General features: G+C 37.8%; 10 protein-coding genes. 6 read left to right on the top strand and 4 right to left on the bottom strand.

Going from position 1 to position 14263, the window contains the following annotated elements:
* The first annotated feature begins 246 nt into the window (after positions 1-246).
* Genes IHV77_RS00910 through IHV77_RS00920 form a run of 3 tightly spaced genes read left to right on the top strand, consistent with a single transcriptional unit; the run spans position 247 to position 3466 of the window.
* Complete coding sequence (locus IHV77_RS00910; protein WP_194812299.1) at positions 247-1770, top strand: MATE family efflux transporter; 1524 nt, start codon at positions 247-249, stop codon at positions 1768-1770.
* Positions 1767-2726 (top strand): polysaccharide pyruvyl transferase family protein, encoded by a 960-nt coding sequence (locus IHV77_RS00915; RefSeq protein WP_194812300.1) that lies wholly within the window; start codon positions 1767-1769, stop codon positions 2724-2726. Before IHV77_RS00910 ends, IHV77_RS00915 begins: the two co-directional genes overlap by 4 nt.
* Complete coding sequence (locus IHV77_RS00920) at positions 2723-3466, top strand: YdcF family protein (protein WP_194812301.1); 744 nt, start codon at positions 2723-2725, stop codon at positions 3464-3466. Before IHV77_RS00915 ends, IHV77_RS00920 begins: the two co-directional genes overlap by 4 nt.
* Positions 3467-3550: 84 nt before the next feature.
* On the opposite strand, the gene malG is transcribed toward IHV77_RS00920, so the two are convergent.
* The 3 genes from malG to malE all read right to left on the bottom strand — a co-directional run bounded on the left by malG (position 3551) and on the right by malE (position 7342).
* Positions 3551-4441 (bottom strand): maltose ABC transporter permease MalG, encoded by an 891-nt coding sequence (gene malG / locus IHV77_RS00925; RefSeq protein WP_194812302.1) that lies wholly within the window; start codon positions 4439-4441, stop codon positions 3551-3553.
* A 10-nt stretch (positions 4442-4451) separates the two neighbouring features.
* Positions 4452-6002, bottom strand: coding sequence for a maltose ABC transporter permease MalF (gene malF, locus IHV77_RS00930; RefSeq protein WP_408635270.1), 1551 nt, complete (start codon positions 6000-6002; stop codon positions 4452-4454).
* Positions 6003-6157: 155 nt separating this feature from the next.
* Positions 6158-7342, bottom strand: coding sequence for a maltose/maltodextrin ABC transporter substrate-binding protein MalE (gene malE / locus IHV77_RS00935; RefSeq protein ID WP_194812303.1), 1185 nt, complete (start codon positions 7340-7342; stop codon positions 6158-6160).
* A gap of 391 nt (positions 7343-7733) precedes the next feature.
* On the opposite strand from malE, the gene malK reads away from it, so the two are divergent.
* From malK to malM, 3 genes are all read left to right on the top strand, one after another.
* The gene (malK, locus tag IHV77_RS00940) at positions 7734-8876 is read left to right on the top strand and encodes a maltose/maltodextrin ABC transporter ATP-binding protein MalK (RefSeq protein ID WP_194812304.1); all 1143 of its coding nucleotides are present in this window, start codon (positions 7734-7736) and stop codon (positions 8874-8876) included.
* A 76-nt stretch (positions 8877-8952) separates the two neighbouring features.
* Positions 8953-10224: a maltoporin gene (locus IHV77_RS00945; protein WP_194812305.1), complete on the top strand. Its 1272-nt coding sequence runs from the start codon at positions 8953-8955 to the stop codon at positions 10222-10224.
* A gap of 57 nt (positions 10225-10281) precedes the next feature.
* A complete protein-coding gene (gene malM / locus IHV77_RS00950; protein ID WP_194812306.1) occupies positions 10282-11160 on the top strand; it encodes a maltose operon protein MalM in 879 nt (292 codons plus the stop codon).
* Positions 11161-11348: 188 nt separating this feature from the next.
* On the opposite strand, the gene malT is transcribed toward malM, so the two are convergent.
* A complete protein-coding gene (malT, locus tag IHV77_RS00955) occupies positions 11349-14045 on the bottom strand; it encodes an HTH-type transcriptional regulator MalT (RefSeq protein ID WP_194812307.1) in 2697 nt (898 codons plus the stop codon).
* Positions 14046-14263 lie beyond the last annotated feature (218 nt).

Genomic DNA, 14263 nt, shown 5'->3' on the forward strand with positions numbered 1-14263 from the left:
GCCTATTTGATTAGAAAAATCTCAAATAGTTGCATAAAAGGTCGTCGATTATACTAAAGATTAAGAGAGATTGGCATTGGTTCTGAAAAATAAAGTGCGGTCAAAAATGATCGTGTTTTTCGGCGTTATATAAACTCTGTACAGAGGTGATTTTTAAATGAAAGTAGAGATTAAAATTTATGCCCGTACTTGTTCACTACGGAGAACAAAACTATAATCCCTCAAAATTTCAGTTAATAAACGATCATGTCAAACAAAACCATTGCTAAAAATACCCTCTTTCTCTACATCCGTATGCTCTTTAATATGGCAGCGATGCTTTATATTTCACGTGTTGTATTACGTGTGTTGGGAGTTGAGGATTTCGGTATTTACAACATCGTGATGGGGGTGGTGATTTTATTTTCGTTTTTTAACGGCACAATGACAGCGACGACACAACGCTTTATCAATGTGGAAAAGGCCTCGAATGATGTTGAACGCATAAATAAAGTATTTAATATAAGTCTTCTCAACCATTTATTTATTATGCTCATCGTTACTGTGCTGGCGGAAACAGTAGGGCTTTGGTTTTTAAACCACAAATTAAATATTCCCGCTACACGAATGCAGGCGGCAAATGCGGTGTATCAAATAGCGCTTTTGATCGCCTTAATTGAAATTATTAAAGTGCCGTTTAATGCAATGATTGTGGCGCACGAACGTATGTCTTTTTATGCTTGGTTAGGCTTGGGGGAAACCGCGTTTAAACTCTCCGCTATTTTCATTTTGATGCAAATTGAACAATACGACAAATTGATCGCCTACGGTTTGCTTTTACTCTGCGTGAGCCTGCTTGTTTTCTCGCTTTATTTTAATTTCACACGCCGTGCCTTTTATGCTGAAACCAGATTTCGTTTTCAAAAAGATCTGAACAAAACCAAAGAAATGGCAGGTTTTTCCGGTTGGATGTTACTCGGGCAAACCGCTTATGTCGCTTCTACTCAAGGCTTAAATATGGTGATAAATCTCTTTTTCGGTGTCACTGTCAATGCATCGGTAGGCATTGCCACACAAGTGGATACGGCTGTTTATAGCTTTGTGAATAACTTTCAAGTGGCATTTAATCCGCAACTTGTACAGTCTTACGCGACAAAAGACTATGAGCGCAATCAAAAATTGATCCTCGGAACATCAAAATATTCCTTTTATCTAATTGCGATTTTATCTGCCCCCGTGCTTTACTTCAGCCATACATTGCTGACATTTTGGCTAGGTGATCATTTGCCGATTTATGCGGTTCAATTAGTACAAGCCACCCTGTTATGCTCGCTTATCAGTGCAATGGCAGGATCATTTTGGATGACCGCACTTGCCATCGGTTCAAACAGCATTAAGCAATACAACATAATTTTATCCCTAATAGATCTTTGCACCGTACCGCTCGCTTATTATTTATTCACACTTGGCTATAATCCGGTATATGCGTTTATCGGTCGATTTTCGACCGCACTTTTTATGCAAATTTATCGAATCTACTTTATTAACAAAAAAATTAAATTTAATCGAAAAGAGTTTGTCACATATCTGCTTAATATCGGTATCGTTTTCTCCCTATTAATCGGGCTAATTTATTTGTCGGACACACAACGCCTCTACTCTTTCTTTGAATTTGTGAGTGAGGCGGTATTATTGGAAAGCGTCCTCATTGTCGTTATTTTGCTCTTTGGTTTAAACCGTAGCGAAAAAGCATTCCTATTTAGTTATATTTTGAAAAAGGTAAAAAAATGAACTCAACATTAATTTCTCTAAAGCAAAAACTTTCGCCGATTGCAGATTTAATCAAAGATAAAAACGATGTGTTTTACCTTGATTATCCATTACATTTAAATGTCGGTGATTTATTGATTTATCACGGAACAGAACAATTTTTTAAAGATCATCATATTAATGTCACCTTAAAACGTTGCGAATTTGATGTGGATCTTAACGAAATAAAACGAAGAATTACCCCGAATACGACTATTTTGTTACACGGAGGCGGTAATTTTGGCGATCTTTATCCTCAGCACCAAAAAATCCGTGAGGAAATGGTTCAACGTTTTCCGAATAATCGCATTATCGTGCTACCACAAACACTATATTTTAAAGATCAAAAAAATCTGGAAAAATCAGCCGCACTTTTCCGCCAACATAATGATTGCTACTTACTCGCACGCGATGAACGTACCGAAGAAACCTTCAAACAGTTTTCGCAAAAGGTTTCCTTATCGCCGGATATGGCACACGAACTTTACGGAACGTTACCGACCAAGAAAAATACCACGGATGAACGACTTTATTTCTTACGAAAAGATATTGAAGCCAGTGATGTAGAAAAAACGATTCTTGCCACATTGTCTCCTAACGCCAATGTGAAAGACTGGGGTGATATTCTGTCTCGTGTAGATGATATTGTGTTGGCGTTTAGCTGGCGTATTAATAAATTTGCCAATCAACAAAATTGGGGCTGGTTGAAAGATCTTTTCCATCAATTTTGGTTTGCTTATACCAAACGCATTGTCAACCGCGTTGCCAAAATCTTCTTACAAAACGATTCGGTAACGACAACACGTCTGCATGGTCATATTTTTTCGTGCTTACTTGAAATTCCGAATCGGGTTTGCGACAACGCCTATGGCAAAAATTCCGGTTACGCCAATTTATGGACAAAAGAAATTGATTTTGTGGAAATCGATAAAAAATGATGGAACTCAAAAAACTCGTCACAGCAATAATTCTGCCGCCATTTAATGTTTTAATTTTATGGCTGTTGGCGTTAATCTTCGCAAAATTAAATTTCAAAAAATTAAGTCGAATTTCAACCGCACTTGGTATCGGTTTGCTTTATATATTAAGCATTCCCTTCACCGCTCAAACCTTAAAAGACAGCTTAATAACGGAAGATCATTTAACGCTTGAGGATTATAAGCAGGCACAAGCCATTGTATTACTAGGCGGGGGATTGCGTGATAGTAAAGAACTCTATGCTCCGCTCGCCTCTACCGCAATTCAATTAGAACGTTTGCGTTACGCCGCTTATTTACAAAAAGAAACCGCTTTGCCATTGCTAATCACCGGTGCCAGTCCAACCGGCGCAATTGAGGCGAAAGTTGCCGCAAAAGAATTACAGTATTTTTTTAATGTGTCGACAAAATGGATTGAGCCCCGCGCCTTAACGACGAAAGAAAATGCATTCTTTACCAAAGAAATTCTGGCAAAAAAGCACATCAACAAAATAGTTCTTGTGACGAATGAATGGCATATGCAACGTGCAACATTGCTTTTTCAAAAGCAAGGATTTGAAGTTTTACCGGCAAGTGTAGGTGAAGGCATCACACCGACACATTACGGATTAAATATAATGCACTTTATCCCCCAAGGCGGCGCATTAGCGAAAAATATGCAGCTATTGAAAGAGTGGATCGGCTATTTGAAAGAGCGATAGTCAAAATTCAAATCTCTCATTAACACAGTAAACAAAAACTCCCCTTTAGGGGAGTTTGTAACATTATGATTATAATGAGATTCTTTACCCTTTCACGCCTCCTGCCGTTAACCCTCCCACTAACCAGCGTTGTGCAATGAGAAATACCGCTGTAATCGGAATGGCAGATAATACGGCAGCCGCTGCAAAATCTCCCCAAAGATAATTTTGAGCATAGAGATATTGTTGCATTCCCACGGCAAGGGTATAGCTATTAACATCACGTAAAAGTAATGATGCCACAGGTACTTCTGTAATGGCGGCAATAAAAGAAAGGATGAATACGACCGCTAAAATCGGTACGGACAATGGAAGTAAAATGAGTCGGAATGCCTGCCACGGTGTTGCGCCGTCTAAGGAAGCGGCTTCCTCTAAAGAACTATCAATGGTTTCAAAATACCCCTTGATTGTCCAAACATGCAACGCAATTCCTCCCAAGTAGGCAAATATCACACCGGCGTGGGTGTTTAATCCAAGAAACGGAATGTATTGCCCCAAGCGATCAAATAACGCGTAAAGTGCCACTAAAGATAATACGGCCGGAAACATTTGGAAAATTAACATTCCTTGTAATAGCGTTTTTTTACCTTTAAATTTCATTCTGGCAAAAGCATAAGCACAAGTGGTAGAAAGTGCAACAATGCCCACTGCAGTGATCGTAGCAACTTTTACTGAATTCCATAACCACAGTAGTACGGGAAACGGTGGCGGTGTAACAGAGCCATCGGGATGAATAACATCAAAGCCTAAGGCAAGTTTCCAGTGTTCCCAAGAAATCTCACTAGGGATAAGATCACCTAGTGCCAAATTCCCCGGACGTAACGAAATACCAATCACCATAAGTAATGGAAACATAATGAGTGAAATAAATAGAATTAATACGGCATGGGTTGCCCATAGTCGATAACGCATAGATTTTGGTTGTACGATAGCCATCATCATTCTCCTAATCTAATTTCATTTTGGTTGCTTTAATATTTAATAATGCCAAACCACCCACTAATAAGAAGATAATCGTTGCAATCGCAGCTGCCAAACCAAAATCTTGCGAACCGCTACCTTCAAAGGCGATACGGTAAGTATAGCTTACCAATAAATCGGTATAACCTGCCGGCGTAGTCGTCCCAATCATATCCGGACGACCATTGGTTAATAACTGGATCAAAACGAAGTTATTAAAGTTAAAAGCAAAACTGGCAATCATCAGCGGTGTTAATGGTTTTAACAATAACGGAAAGGTAATCTTGGTAAAATTTTGCCATGTTGATGCACCGTCCATTGCAGAAGCCTCATAGAGTTCTTGTGGAATCGCTTTAAGTAGTCCCATACATAAAATCATCATATAAGGATAACCTAACCAAGTATTTACAATTAAAATCATCACTTTGGCTAAAAACGGATCATTAAACCATTCCGGTCTGATTCCAAAAAGATTATTTAAAATCATATTAATTTCGCCAAAGCTTTGGTTAAATAATCCTTTGAAAACTAAGATGGAAATAAAAGCGGGAACGGCGTAAGGTAAAATAAGCAACAATCGATAAATACTTTTACCTCGTAATGCTTCCCACTGCACGATACAGGCAAGAACCATTCCAATAATAACGGTAAATACCACCGTTAAAACCGAAAATACAATTGTCCAAATAAAGATTTGCACGAATGGTTTTTGGATGCCTTCATCAGTAAAAATTTTAACAAAATTATGAAATCCCTTCGTTACGGTATAACCCGGCTCAAGTGTTTCACTTTCCCACTCGCCATTGTTATTTATCGCTTGAAAAAAGCCTTTATCATCATTGGCACGATAACGTTGCATCGTCTCATTGTTCGTTAAAATTTGTGTATTTTCATCATAAATATAACGTACCTTTTGCTCTGAAAATTGACGCAGTGAACTCATCGTCAATTCTTTTCCATCAGGCAAAATTACGGTCATTGCTTGTAATGCGGCACGATTTTGCGTAACAACTTTTAACGGCGCACTTTCACCGTTCGGCATTGTTTTTTCTACAACATTTACCGGCGTGTCCGTCAATAAAATATCATCAGAAACAAAGATTTGATCGGTATTTTTATTGTGTAACGCTAATTTAAAGCGTTTATTCTCTTGCGGATACAATTTAAAATCGTATTTGCTGCCGGAAAAATAATGCTGTTGTGTCAAGACACTTAATGCTCGCTCAAAAGAAAGCTGATTCGTCCCGCTGTAATTGGTAAAGGAGATGGCGATGGTCGCAACAAGCGGGAACAAAATGAAAATGACCATTCCCATCATTCCGGGAAAAACATAACGCCAAGAATAAGCTTTTTGGCTGCCGAAAATATATACGCCCGATGTTAAAATTACTAAAGTTAGAAGCGCAAATAAATATTCACCACTAGAATACATCAGCATAACCAAATAAAAATCGATCAGAAGAACTGCTCCGATTAATAATTTTTTTAAGTGGTTAGCGGAGAATTTCGATGGAGCAGAATCAATATCTTTTAGCATAATACACCTCGAAATGCTGAGAAATTAATTATTACATTAATATGATATGGCAAGATAAATAACCCAAATCTAAAATATAAATAAATTTTGACCGCACTTTTAGCCAATTATCTATACGGTGGGATAAGCGGGTTACTCACCCGCTAGAAAAGTTATTATTTTTGAATTCTCGCTCTCGCGTCATCCAATGCGGCTTTTACTTCTTGTCGCCCAGACACTGCATTAATAATCGCACTACGTTCCGCATACCAAAATGCCGACATTTGCGGAATATTCGGCATAATTTCACCATTTTGTGCGTTTGCCATGGTTGCAGCAATACGAGAATCTTTAGCTAATTTCTCTTGATAGGATTTCAATGCGACGGCACCAAGCGGTTTATCGTCATTAACCGCAGCTAGTCCTTCATCAGTGAGTAAGTAATGTTCTAAAAATTCTTTAGCCAAATCTTTATTCGGACTAGCCGCATTTACAGCCGCACTTAATACCCCTACAAACGGCTTGGATGCCTTACCATTTAAAGTCGGGAGAACCGCAACACCATAGTTAATTTTACTTTTCTCAATATTGCCCCACGCCCAAGGACCATTGATAGTTAGCGCACTTTCACCTTTATTAAAACTTGCTTCGGAAACGGCATAATCCATATCCGCGTTAATCACTTTATTTTTAACCATATCAACTACGAACTGTAACCCTTTTTGTGCGCCTTCATTGTTCACGCCAATATCATTCGCATCATAGCTGCCACTAACATATTTAAAAGCATAGCCACCGTTTGATGCCACAACCGGCCAAGTAAAATAAGGTTCAGCCAAATTCCACATAATGGCATTTTTGCCTTCTTTTTTAAGTTTTTTATCGAGTTCCAAAATTTCTTCCCAAGATTTAGGCGCTTCAGGTGTTAAATCTTTATTATAGATAAGTGATAACGCCTCAATGGCGACAGGATAACCGATAATTTTGCCATTGTAGGTTTCCGCATCCCAAGCGAAATCTACAAATTTATCTTTAAATTCTTGGCTTGGTTGTAATTCCGCCAATAAACCCGATTGAGCATACCCACCAAAGCGGTCATGCGCCCAGAAAATAATATCCGGACCATCTCCGGTAGAGGCAACTTGTGGAAATTTTTCCTCCAACTTATCCGGATGTTCGACTAAAACGGATACTCCCGTATCGGCTTCAAATTTCTTGCCAACTTCGGCAAGCCCGTTATAACCTTTGTCACCATTGATCCAAATGACTAATTTACCTTCCGTCATCTTCGCCATAACAGATGAAGACAACACTAATCCTGCGACTGTAGTTAAGGTGAATTTCAATAAATTTTTACTCATAGCACACTCCTTAAGTGTTGATAAATAAAGTATTAAATTTGAGAGATATCCTCATTTAGCTCAACCAATTATCAATAAATATTTCCCTTTGTTATCATCCTTCCTTCTACTCCCCCCACAAAATTATCTCACTTTATTTTTATTAAGCCCTATTTTGTGAACCAGATCACATTTATTAAATTACAAAATGTGATCCACCTCAAAAAATTGATTTCAAAAGCCATTTTTATTAAAAAAAATTTTTAAAAAATAAAAAATCAATACGTTTTTATTCTAATCCTTAAAAAAATAGAAAAAGGATGATTTTTTATTTGCAGAGATAAGCAATGATACATTCCCAAAAGAAAAGCACAGTTTGTTATGAAAGCTTAATGTTGTATGAGGTTTTATTATGGCCAATGTATCGCTGCGTAATGTCAATAAATCCTATGGGGATGTCCATATCTCAAGAAATGTCAATTTAGAAATAAATGAGGGTGAGTTTGTTGTATTTGTCGGACCGTCAGGCTGCGGTAAATCAACATTGTTAAGAATGATTGCCGGGCTTGAAGATATTACTTCCGGTGATTTGTATATCGGTGAAAAACGAATGAACGATGTTGAGCCTGCAAAACGCGGTATCGGAATGGTTTTCCAATCTTATGCTTTATATCCTCACCTAAATGTGGCGGATAATATGTCTTTCGGTTTAAAACTGGCAGGTGTCAGTAAACAAGAACGTGAACAACGCGTGAACCAAGTAGCGGAAGTCTTACAACTCGCTCATTTACTAGACCGAAAGCCAAAAGCCTTATCAGGTGGCCAGCGTCAACGAGTAGCAATCGGTCGAACACTCGTCTCTCAGCCCGAGGTATTCCTATTAGACGAGCCTCTTTCAAATCTTGATGCCGGATTGCGCGTACAAATGCGGGTTGAAATATCCAAATTACATAAAAAATTGGGTCGTACGATGATTTATGTCACTCACGATCAAGTTGAAGCGATGACTTTAGCAGACAAAATCGTTGTCTTACAAGCCTTAGGAAACAATCCCAATATGCTCACTAACGTTGCACAAGTAGGTAAGCCGTTAGAACTTTATCACTATCCGGCAAATCGTTTTGTCGCGGGTTTCATCGGTTCACCAAAAATGAATTTCTTACCTGTGCGTGCAACAGCCATAGAACCGGAACGGGTTCAAGTGGAATTACCCGATGCTAATCACCATAGCTTTTGGATACCTGTTGAAGGCAAGGGGGTAAATGAAGGAGAAATGTTATCTCTGGGTATCCGACCTGAACATGTTATCCCCGCTTCACAAGCAAAAGTTCGACTACATGGTATTGTTCAAGTTGTCGAATTATTAGGGCATGAAACTCAAATACATGTAGAAATACCGGAAATTCATCATCCGGTGTTTGTTTATCGTCAAAATGATATCGTTTTAGTCAACGAAGGGGATGAAATTGAAATTGGTATTGTGCCGGAGCGTTGCCATTTATTTAAAGAGGACGGCACGGCTTGTAAACGCCTATTTAAAGAAATAGGCGTATAAGATTTTTATACGAATAAACAATAACGTTCTTCTTGACAGCTTTTTATCCTAAATTAACCAATAAGAGAGATTTATTATGAATAGTAAAAAAACACTACTCGCCACAGCCGTTACCGGCGTGTTAATGGCAACATCCGCAAGCGCGGTCGATTTTCACGGTTATGCCCGTTCCGGTATTGGCTGGACATCCGGTGGAGGTGAACAAACCGCATTTACCGTTAATGGCGGTGGCTCTAAATACCGTTTAGGTAATGAAGCCGAAACCTACGCAGAATTCAAACTAGGACAAGAACTCTACAAAGAAGGAAATAAATCTTTCTATTTAGACTCTAACGTTGCCTATAGTGTCAATCAGCAAGGTGACTGGGAAGATACAAGCCCGGCATTACGTGAAATCAACGTTCAATTTAAAAACTTTTCCGAATATTTACCTAATGCCACATTATGGGCGGGTAAACGTTTCTATCAACGTCACGACGTACATATGAACGACTTCTACTACTGGGATATTTCCGGTCCCGGAGCAGGTGTTGAAAATATTGATTTAGGCTTTGGTAAATTATCCGTTGCCGTCACCCGTAACACGGAGCGTGATGGCGCTTACGGATGGGAATATAACCCGTTAACCAAAAAATGGGATTCTAGTCGGAAGAAAAATCAAAACGTTTATAACGATGTCTTCGATATTCGTTTAGCAGACTTAAAAGTAAGTGAAAACGGCCGTTTAGAACTAGGTTTCGACTACGGCAATTCCCATACCAAAAACCACGCCTCCCGTGAACAAGGTGCAAGCAAGAACGGTTATATGGTTACCTTAGAACATACTCAAGGGGAATTCTTCGGAGGTTTCAATAAATTTACCGCACAATACGCAACGGATTCAATGACTTCTTGGAGTACCGGACATTCTCAGGGAGGTTCGGTCAATAATAAAGGTCATATGATTCGCTTAATTAACCAAGGTGTCGTTGCTGCTAGCGATAAAATTGATGTGATGTACGCATTGATTTATGAAAAAACCGACTTAGATAACAGAAAAGGTAAAACCTGGTATTCGGCAGGGGTACGCCCAATGTATAAGTGGACGGATACGATGAGTTCATTAGTCGAAGTAGGATATGATCGCATTAAAGATCAAGCTAGTGGCAAAAAAAATGACCTCACTAAAGTTACCCTAGCCCAACAATGGCAAGCCGACTCAAGTATTTGGGCACGACCTGCAATTCGTGTATTCGGTACTTATGCTCACTGGAATGATAAATTCAATACAGATGTCCGCACCGCTACGGGTTACAAAGCAAAAGACAGTGAATTTATCGCCGGCGTTCAGTTTGAAGCTTGGTGGTAATACTTAACTTATAACGTGGGGGGATCTCCCCCTTCTTTCAAATATTATGAGGTTAATATGAAAAAAACACTTTTTTCCACCGCACTTTTATTGGCTAATATGTTAGTTGTTTTGCCAAGCACTGCAACACCGAATCATATTAACTCAACAGTGTTATCACAATTAAACTGGAAAGATGTTTCTTATTCCGAAACATTAACAACCACGTTAAATACACAGCAAAAAGAAGACTTTATTATTCCCTTTGCAGGAATAGAAAGCCCGGTTGCGGCATATCGTATTCCTGCAAACCAAGGTTCATTAGAAATTAGTATAGTCAGCCCGGTTATAAAAGATCACGTATTTGTACCTAATGCCGTTGTCTTAGATAGTCAATTTAATATTGCGGCGCGCTATCCTTCCTCTGATTTTAAATTTGAAGAAGAGAGAGGGTTTCAACCCAACCGCTTTGTCTCCGAGTTGAATTTAACCCCAACGCCAAATCAGGATTACATTTATTTACTAGTTTACACGACGGCTAAAGATGTGCAAAAAACGACAAAAGTGCCCCATCCTGCCAAAAGTTTCGCCAAAGCCACCGGCAAACAACCACCGGCAATTTCAGATATTGAAGTGAAACATAGTCTTTATGGGGAAATCAGCATTAATGTAGCGGCAGCCGATGGCACTCGCTTTATCGGCATTCCAACGGATATTTTCGCCGGTAAAAAACAGGGTTCTAACCAAGCAATCGGTCAAACAACGCCACAATTGATGCAGAAAACCAAATCAGTTGTTGCCGTAGATACAGAAACGGAGGCTTATTTTAAACAAGCCGTCACCAAGGCTTTAAAACAAAATGATGTAAACCGCGCATTAAATTTAGTTAACGAAGCAGAGAAATTAGGTTTAACATCACCACGAAAAATTTTCTTACAACAAGTTTCTACCAAATAATATTACTTTGCTGCTTATTTTGCCACCTTTAATAAGGTGGCTTTTTTTGTAAAAAATATTTAGATACTCATTCTGTTAATCTAAAAAATAACTGTTCTCTTATTAAACCAAATTTCTTTTTAATTTACCGTACTATATCATTCAAATACGGCCATTTTTCAAATGAATTATATCTTGCCACAAGAAAATCAATCATAGCCCATTAATTGCAATAATTCTCTTGTATACGTAATCGCCTCTTGACGATTTGCCACACCAATTTTTTGATATAAATTACGAATATGACTTTTGATAGTACTATTTGCCACTTGTAATTCATCGGAAATCTGCTCATTGCTGTATCCAGAATAAATAAGCCCTAGCACCTGCCACTCACGTGGTGTTAAAGGGCTAATTTTTAATAACTCCGGCACTTTAGGATTCGAAATAAGATTATTGACAAATTGCTCATCAAAATGAGCAAACTTATGCCGATAATATTGATTAATATTACGTAAAATAAATTGTGCTTTATGTGCAATTAATTCATCTAATATATTAGCTTGTAATAATTGGCGAATTTGTAGTGCCATATTTTCACCTTCAATTACAAAAATACTAATAAAATTTGTTTGACGGGTAAGTTGTAGTGCTTGAATTAGATCCTGCTGTGCCTGTTCTTTTTTACCCATGATAAAATATAACCGATTTCGTAAAACAAGTGCACGATTTAAATCACTTATTAATTTTAACTTCGTAGCACTTTGAATAATTCGATTCAATATTTTCTCTGCTTCAGAATATTTTTCTAATAAAATTAATGCCCTGGCAATATTTCTCCATTGTACTTGGTTAAAGTGATTGCTGTCGTTTATAGGTTGATGAGTTTGAGAAAGCCAAATTTCAGCAGATTTAATATCTCCTAACATCTGCCACAACACAATTTTGACCTGATTAGCGTTTGCATTCCAATCTTGATGATAGTGATAGTTTTTTTGTAAAGCGATAATTTGCTTCAAAAGGCGGGAAGCATTATCCAGATCTCCACGTACAATTGATATTTTGCATAATACGGCTAAACATTGCAGGCGTTCCTCATCTTTATTTAGTACCTCAATTCCGGCATTTGCCATTGCCTCCGCTTTATCCAAATTATACCAATCCCATAAAATTTGACCTTTCAAGCGTAGTAAAAATTCATACATAGGAATTTTTTGTAGATGATGCTCTTTTACAAAAGCGGTGGCTTTATCCAAAATATCGTAGCCCGACTGAGTAAAACCTTGTGCTATAAAAATTTCTGACTGCTGTAATAATGCCCATAAAACATTATGCGGCATATTATATTTCCAGGCCATTTTTTCGACTTTTTGGAGTATTTCCAATGCTTCAGCAAGCCGACCATAACAATGGTATGCCTCTCCAATAATTGACGTTGCAACAACTTTGGCATAATCAGCATTTAACGGTAAGCATTTTAATGCCTTAGAAGCTAAAGAAAGTGCCGTTTCTTCATCACCTTGATTAATCGCAACCTGGGCGCGTAATACATCAAATTCAACCTGAATCTCTTGATTAAGTTGAATCTTTTGGTTTACAAGCACTTGTTCGAAATGTTCCCAAATAACATTCACTTCGATATTGCGATGTTGGCTTTGAGCTAACCAGGCTTTTAATAAAATTAAATGAGGAGATTGAATAAAACTCATATCATCTAAATAATCAAGGTGTTGCTCAAGTAATTTCAGTTCACCTTGGTGAAACAATTTCCAACCTTGTTCCGATACAATATCCAGCAAAATACTGCGATCATCTAATTGAACGGCGTGGTATAGCGCTTCCGTAGTATAACCTAACTTCAGCCATGCCATTGCCGCTTTAGTGTGAAGGTGAGCTAATTCATCAGCAAGCTCGGATTGACGGTAATGATTTAAAAATGAAGCAAATAGCGGATGAAATTTCCACCAGTTATCTTTTCCTTCCATTTGCTGTAAAAAAAGCCCCTGCTTTTCAATCAACTCCAATCTATTTCGACTATTTAATTCTCCTGTAACTTGTTGTACCAACGTTTCATTCATCGAACGTAAAATTGAGCAACGCAATATAAATAATCTCGTATCACGATCAATCTGCTCAAGCACTTCATAATTAAGGTAATCATTGATATGAAAATTATTAAGTTTAATTAAACGTTTAGCAGCATCCTCTATTGATATTTTTTTCTGCTTAGCCGATAAACTAATGAGTTGAAGTGCTGTTGGCCAACCTTCAACCTCATCACAAAGTTCAATAATTCTCTGAGGCGTAATATCTTGTGTTAAGCATGATTGAAAAAATTCAATGCTTTCTTGATGATTAAAAGAAAGTTGATGGCTGGTAATTTCCAATACCTGTTCTTGAACGTATAAGCCTGCAATCCCAAGAGGAGGGACCGAGCGGGAAATCAAAATCAATGTCATACAAGGCGGTTGATGTCGAATCCAATATCTTAAAGCCTCATGAATCTCTTCATTATCAATGATGTGATAATCATCAATAATTAAGTAAAAATGTTCTCTGGTTGTCGAAATTTGCGCAAGTTGTTGAGTAAAAAGCGTCTGTAAATTCTTGGGAATATGTAATAACTCATCGGTTTCGAGTTCTATCTGTAAAGCATTTTGCAATGCCGCAAAAAAATAGGTAGCAAATCTCTCGGGTTGATTATCACTTTCATCCAGAGAATACCATCCTATATTTTGGTGCTGATTCGCCCATTGAGAAATCAACGTCGTTTTCCCATATCCGGCAGGGGCATGAACTAATATAAGAGGATAATCACTTGATTTATCAAGATATTGCAATAATGAGGTACGTGGTATACAGTTTTGTAAACGATAGTTACAAATTAATTTTGCAGGAATTAACATCTGATTCTTTCTCTCCAACCAATAAATTCAAAATCCAAAAAAACAAATAGCGGGATAAACTGTTTTATGATGTTTATAACTCGAAAATTATAACAAAAAAACGCTGTTTTTTTATTTAGCAATATACTTTATCGTGTGTAAATGAGAGAAATTAGCAAGTAAATTTAATATCAGGTTACTTTCTTTATCGCGGAAATTTTTCCCTTTAGAAATTCGTG

It is taken from the genome of Rodentibacter haemolyticus, from assembly GCF_015356115.1.
Taxonomy (GTDB): Bacteria; Pseudomonadota; Gammaproteobacteria; order Enterobacterales; family Pasteurellaceae; genus Rodentibacter; species Rodentibacter haemolyticus.

What these genes read in the sequence shown, in the direction of transcription:
- IHV77_RS00910 (WP_194812299.1), top strand. Translation starts at nt 247, where the DNA reads ATGTCAAACAAAACCATTGCTAAAAATACCCTCTTTCTCTACATCCGT.
- IHV77_RS00915 (WP_194812300.1), top strand. Translation starts at nt 1,767, where the DNA reads ATGAACTCAACATTAATTTCTCTAAAGCAAAAACTTTCGCCGATTGCA.
- IHV77_RS00920 (WP_194812301.1), top strand. Translation starts at nt 2,723, where the DNA reads ATGATGGAACTCAAAAAACTCGTCACAGCAATAATTCTGCCGCCATTT.
- malG (WP_194812302.1), bottom strand. Translation starts at nt 4,441, where the DNA reads ATGGCTATCGTACAACCAAAATCTATGCGTTATCGACTATGGGCAACC.
- malF (WP_408635270.1), bottom strand. Translation starts at nt 6,002, where the DNA reads ATGCTAAAAGATATTGATTCTGCTCCATCGAAATTCTCCGCTAACCAC.
- malE (WP_194812303.1), bottom strand. Translation starts at nt 7,342, where the DNA reads ATGAGTAAAAATTTATTGAAATTCACCTTAACTACAGTCGCAGGATTA.
- malK (WP_194812304.1), top strand. Translation starts at nt 7,734, where the DNA reads ATGGCCAATGTATCGCTGCGTAATGTCAATAAATCCTATGGGGATGTC.
- IHV77_RS00945 (WP_194812305.1), top strand. Translation starts at nt 8,953, where the DNA reads ATGAATAGTAAAAAAACACTACTCGCCACAGCCGTTACCGGCGTGTTA.
- malM (WP_194812306.1), top strand. Translation starts at nt 10,282, where the DNA reads ATGAAAAAAACACTTTTTTCCACCGCACTTTTATTGGCTAATATGTTA.
- malT (WP_194812307.1), bottom strand. Translation starts at nt 14,045, where the DNA reads ATGTTAATTCCTGCAAAATTAATTTGTAACTATCGTTTACAAAACTGT.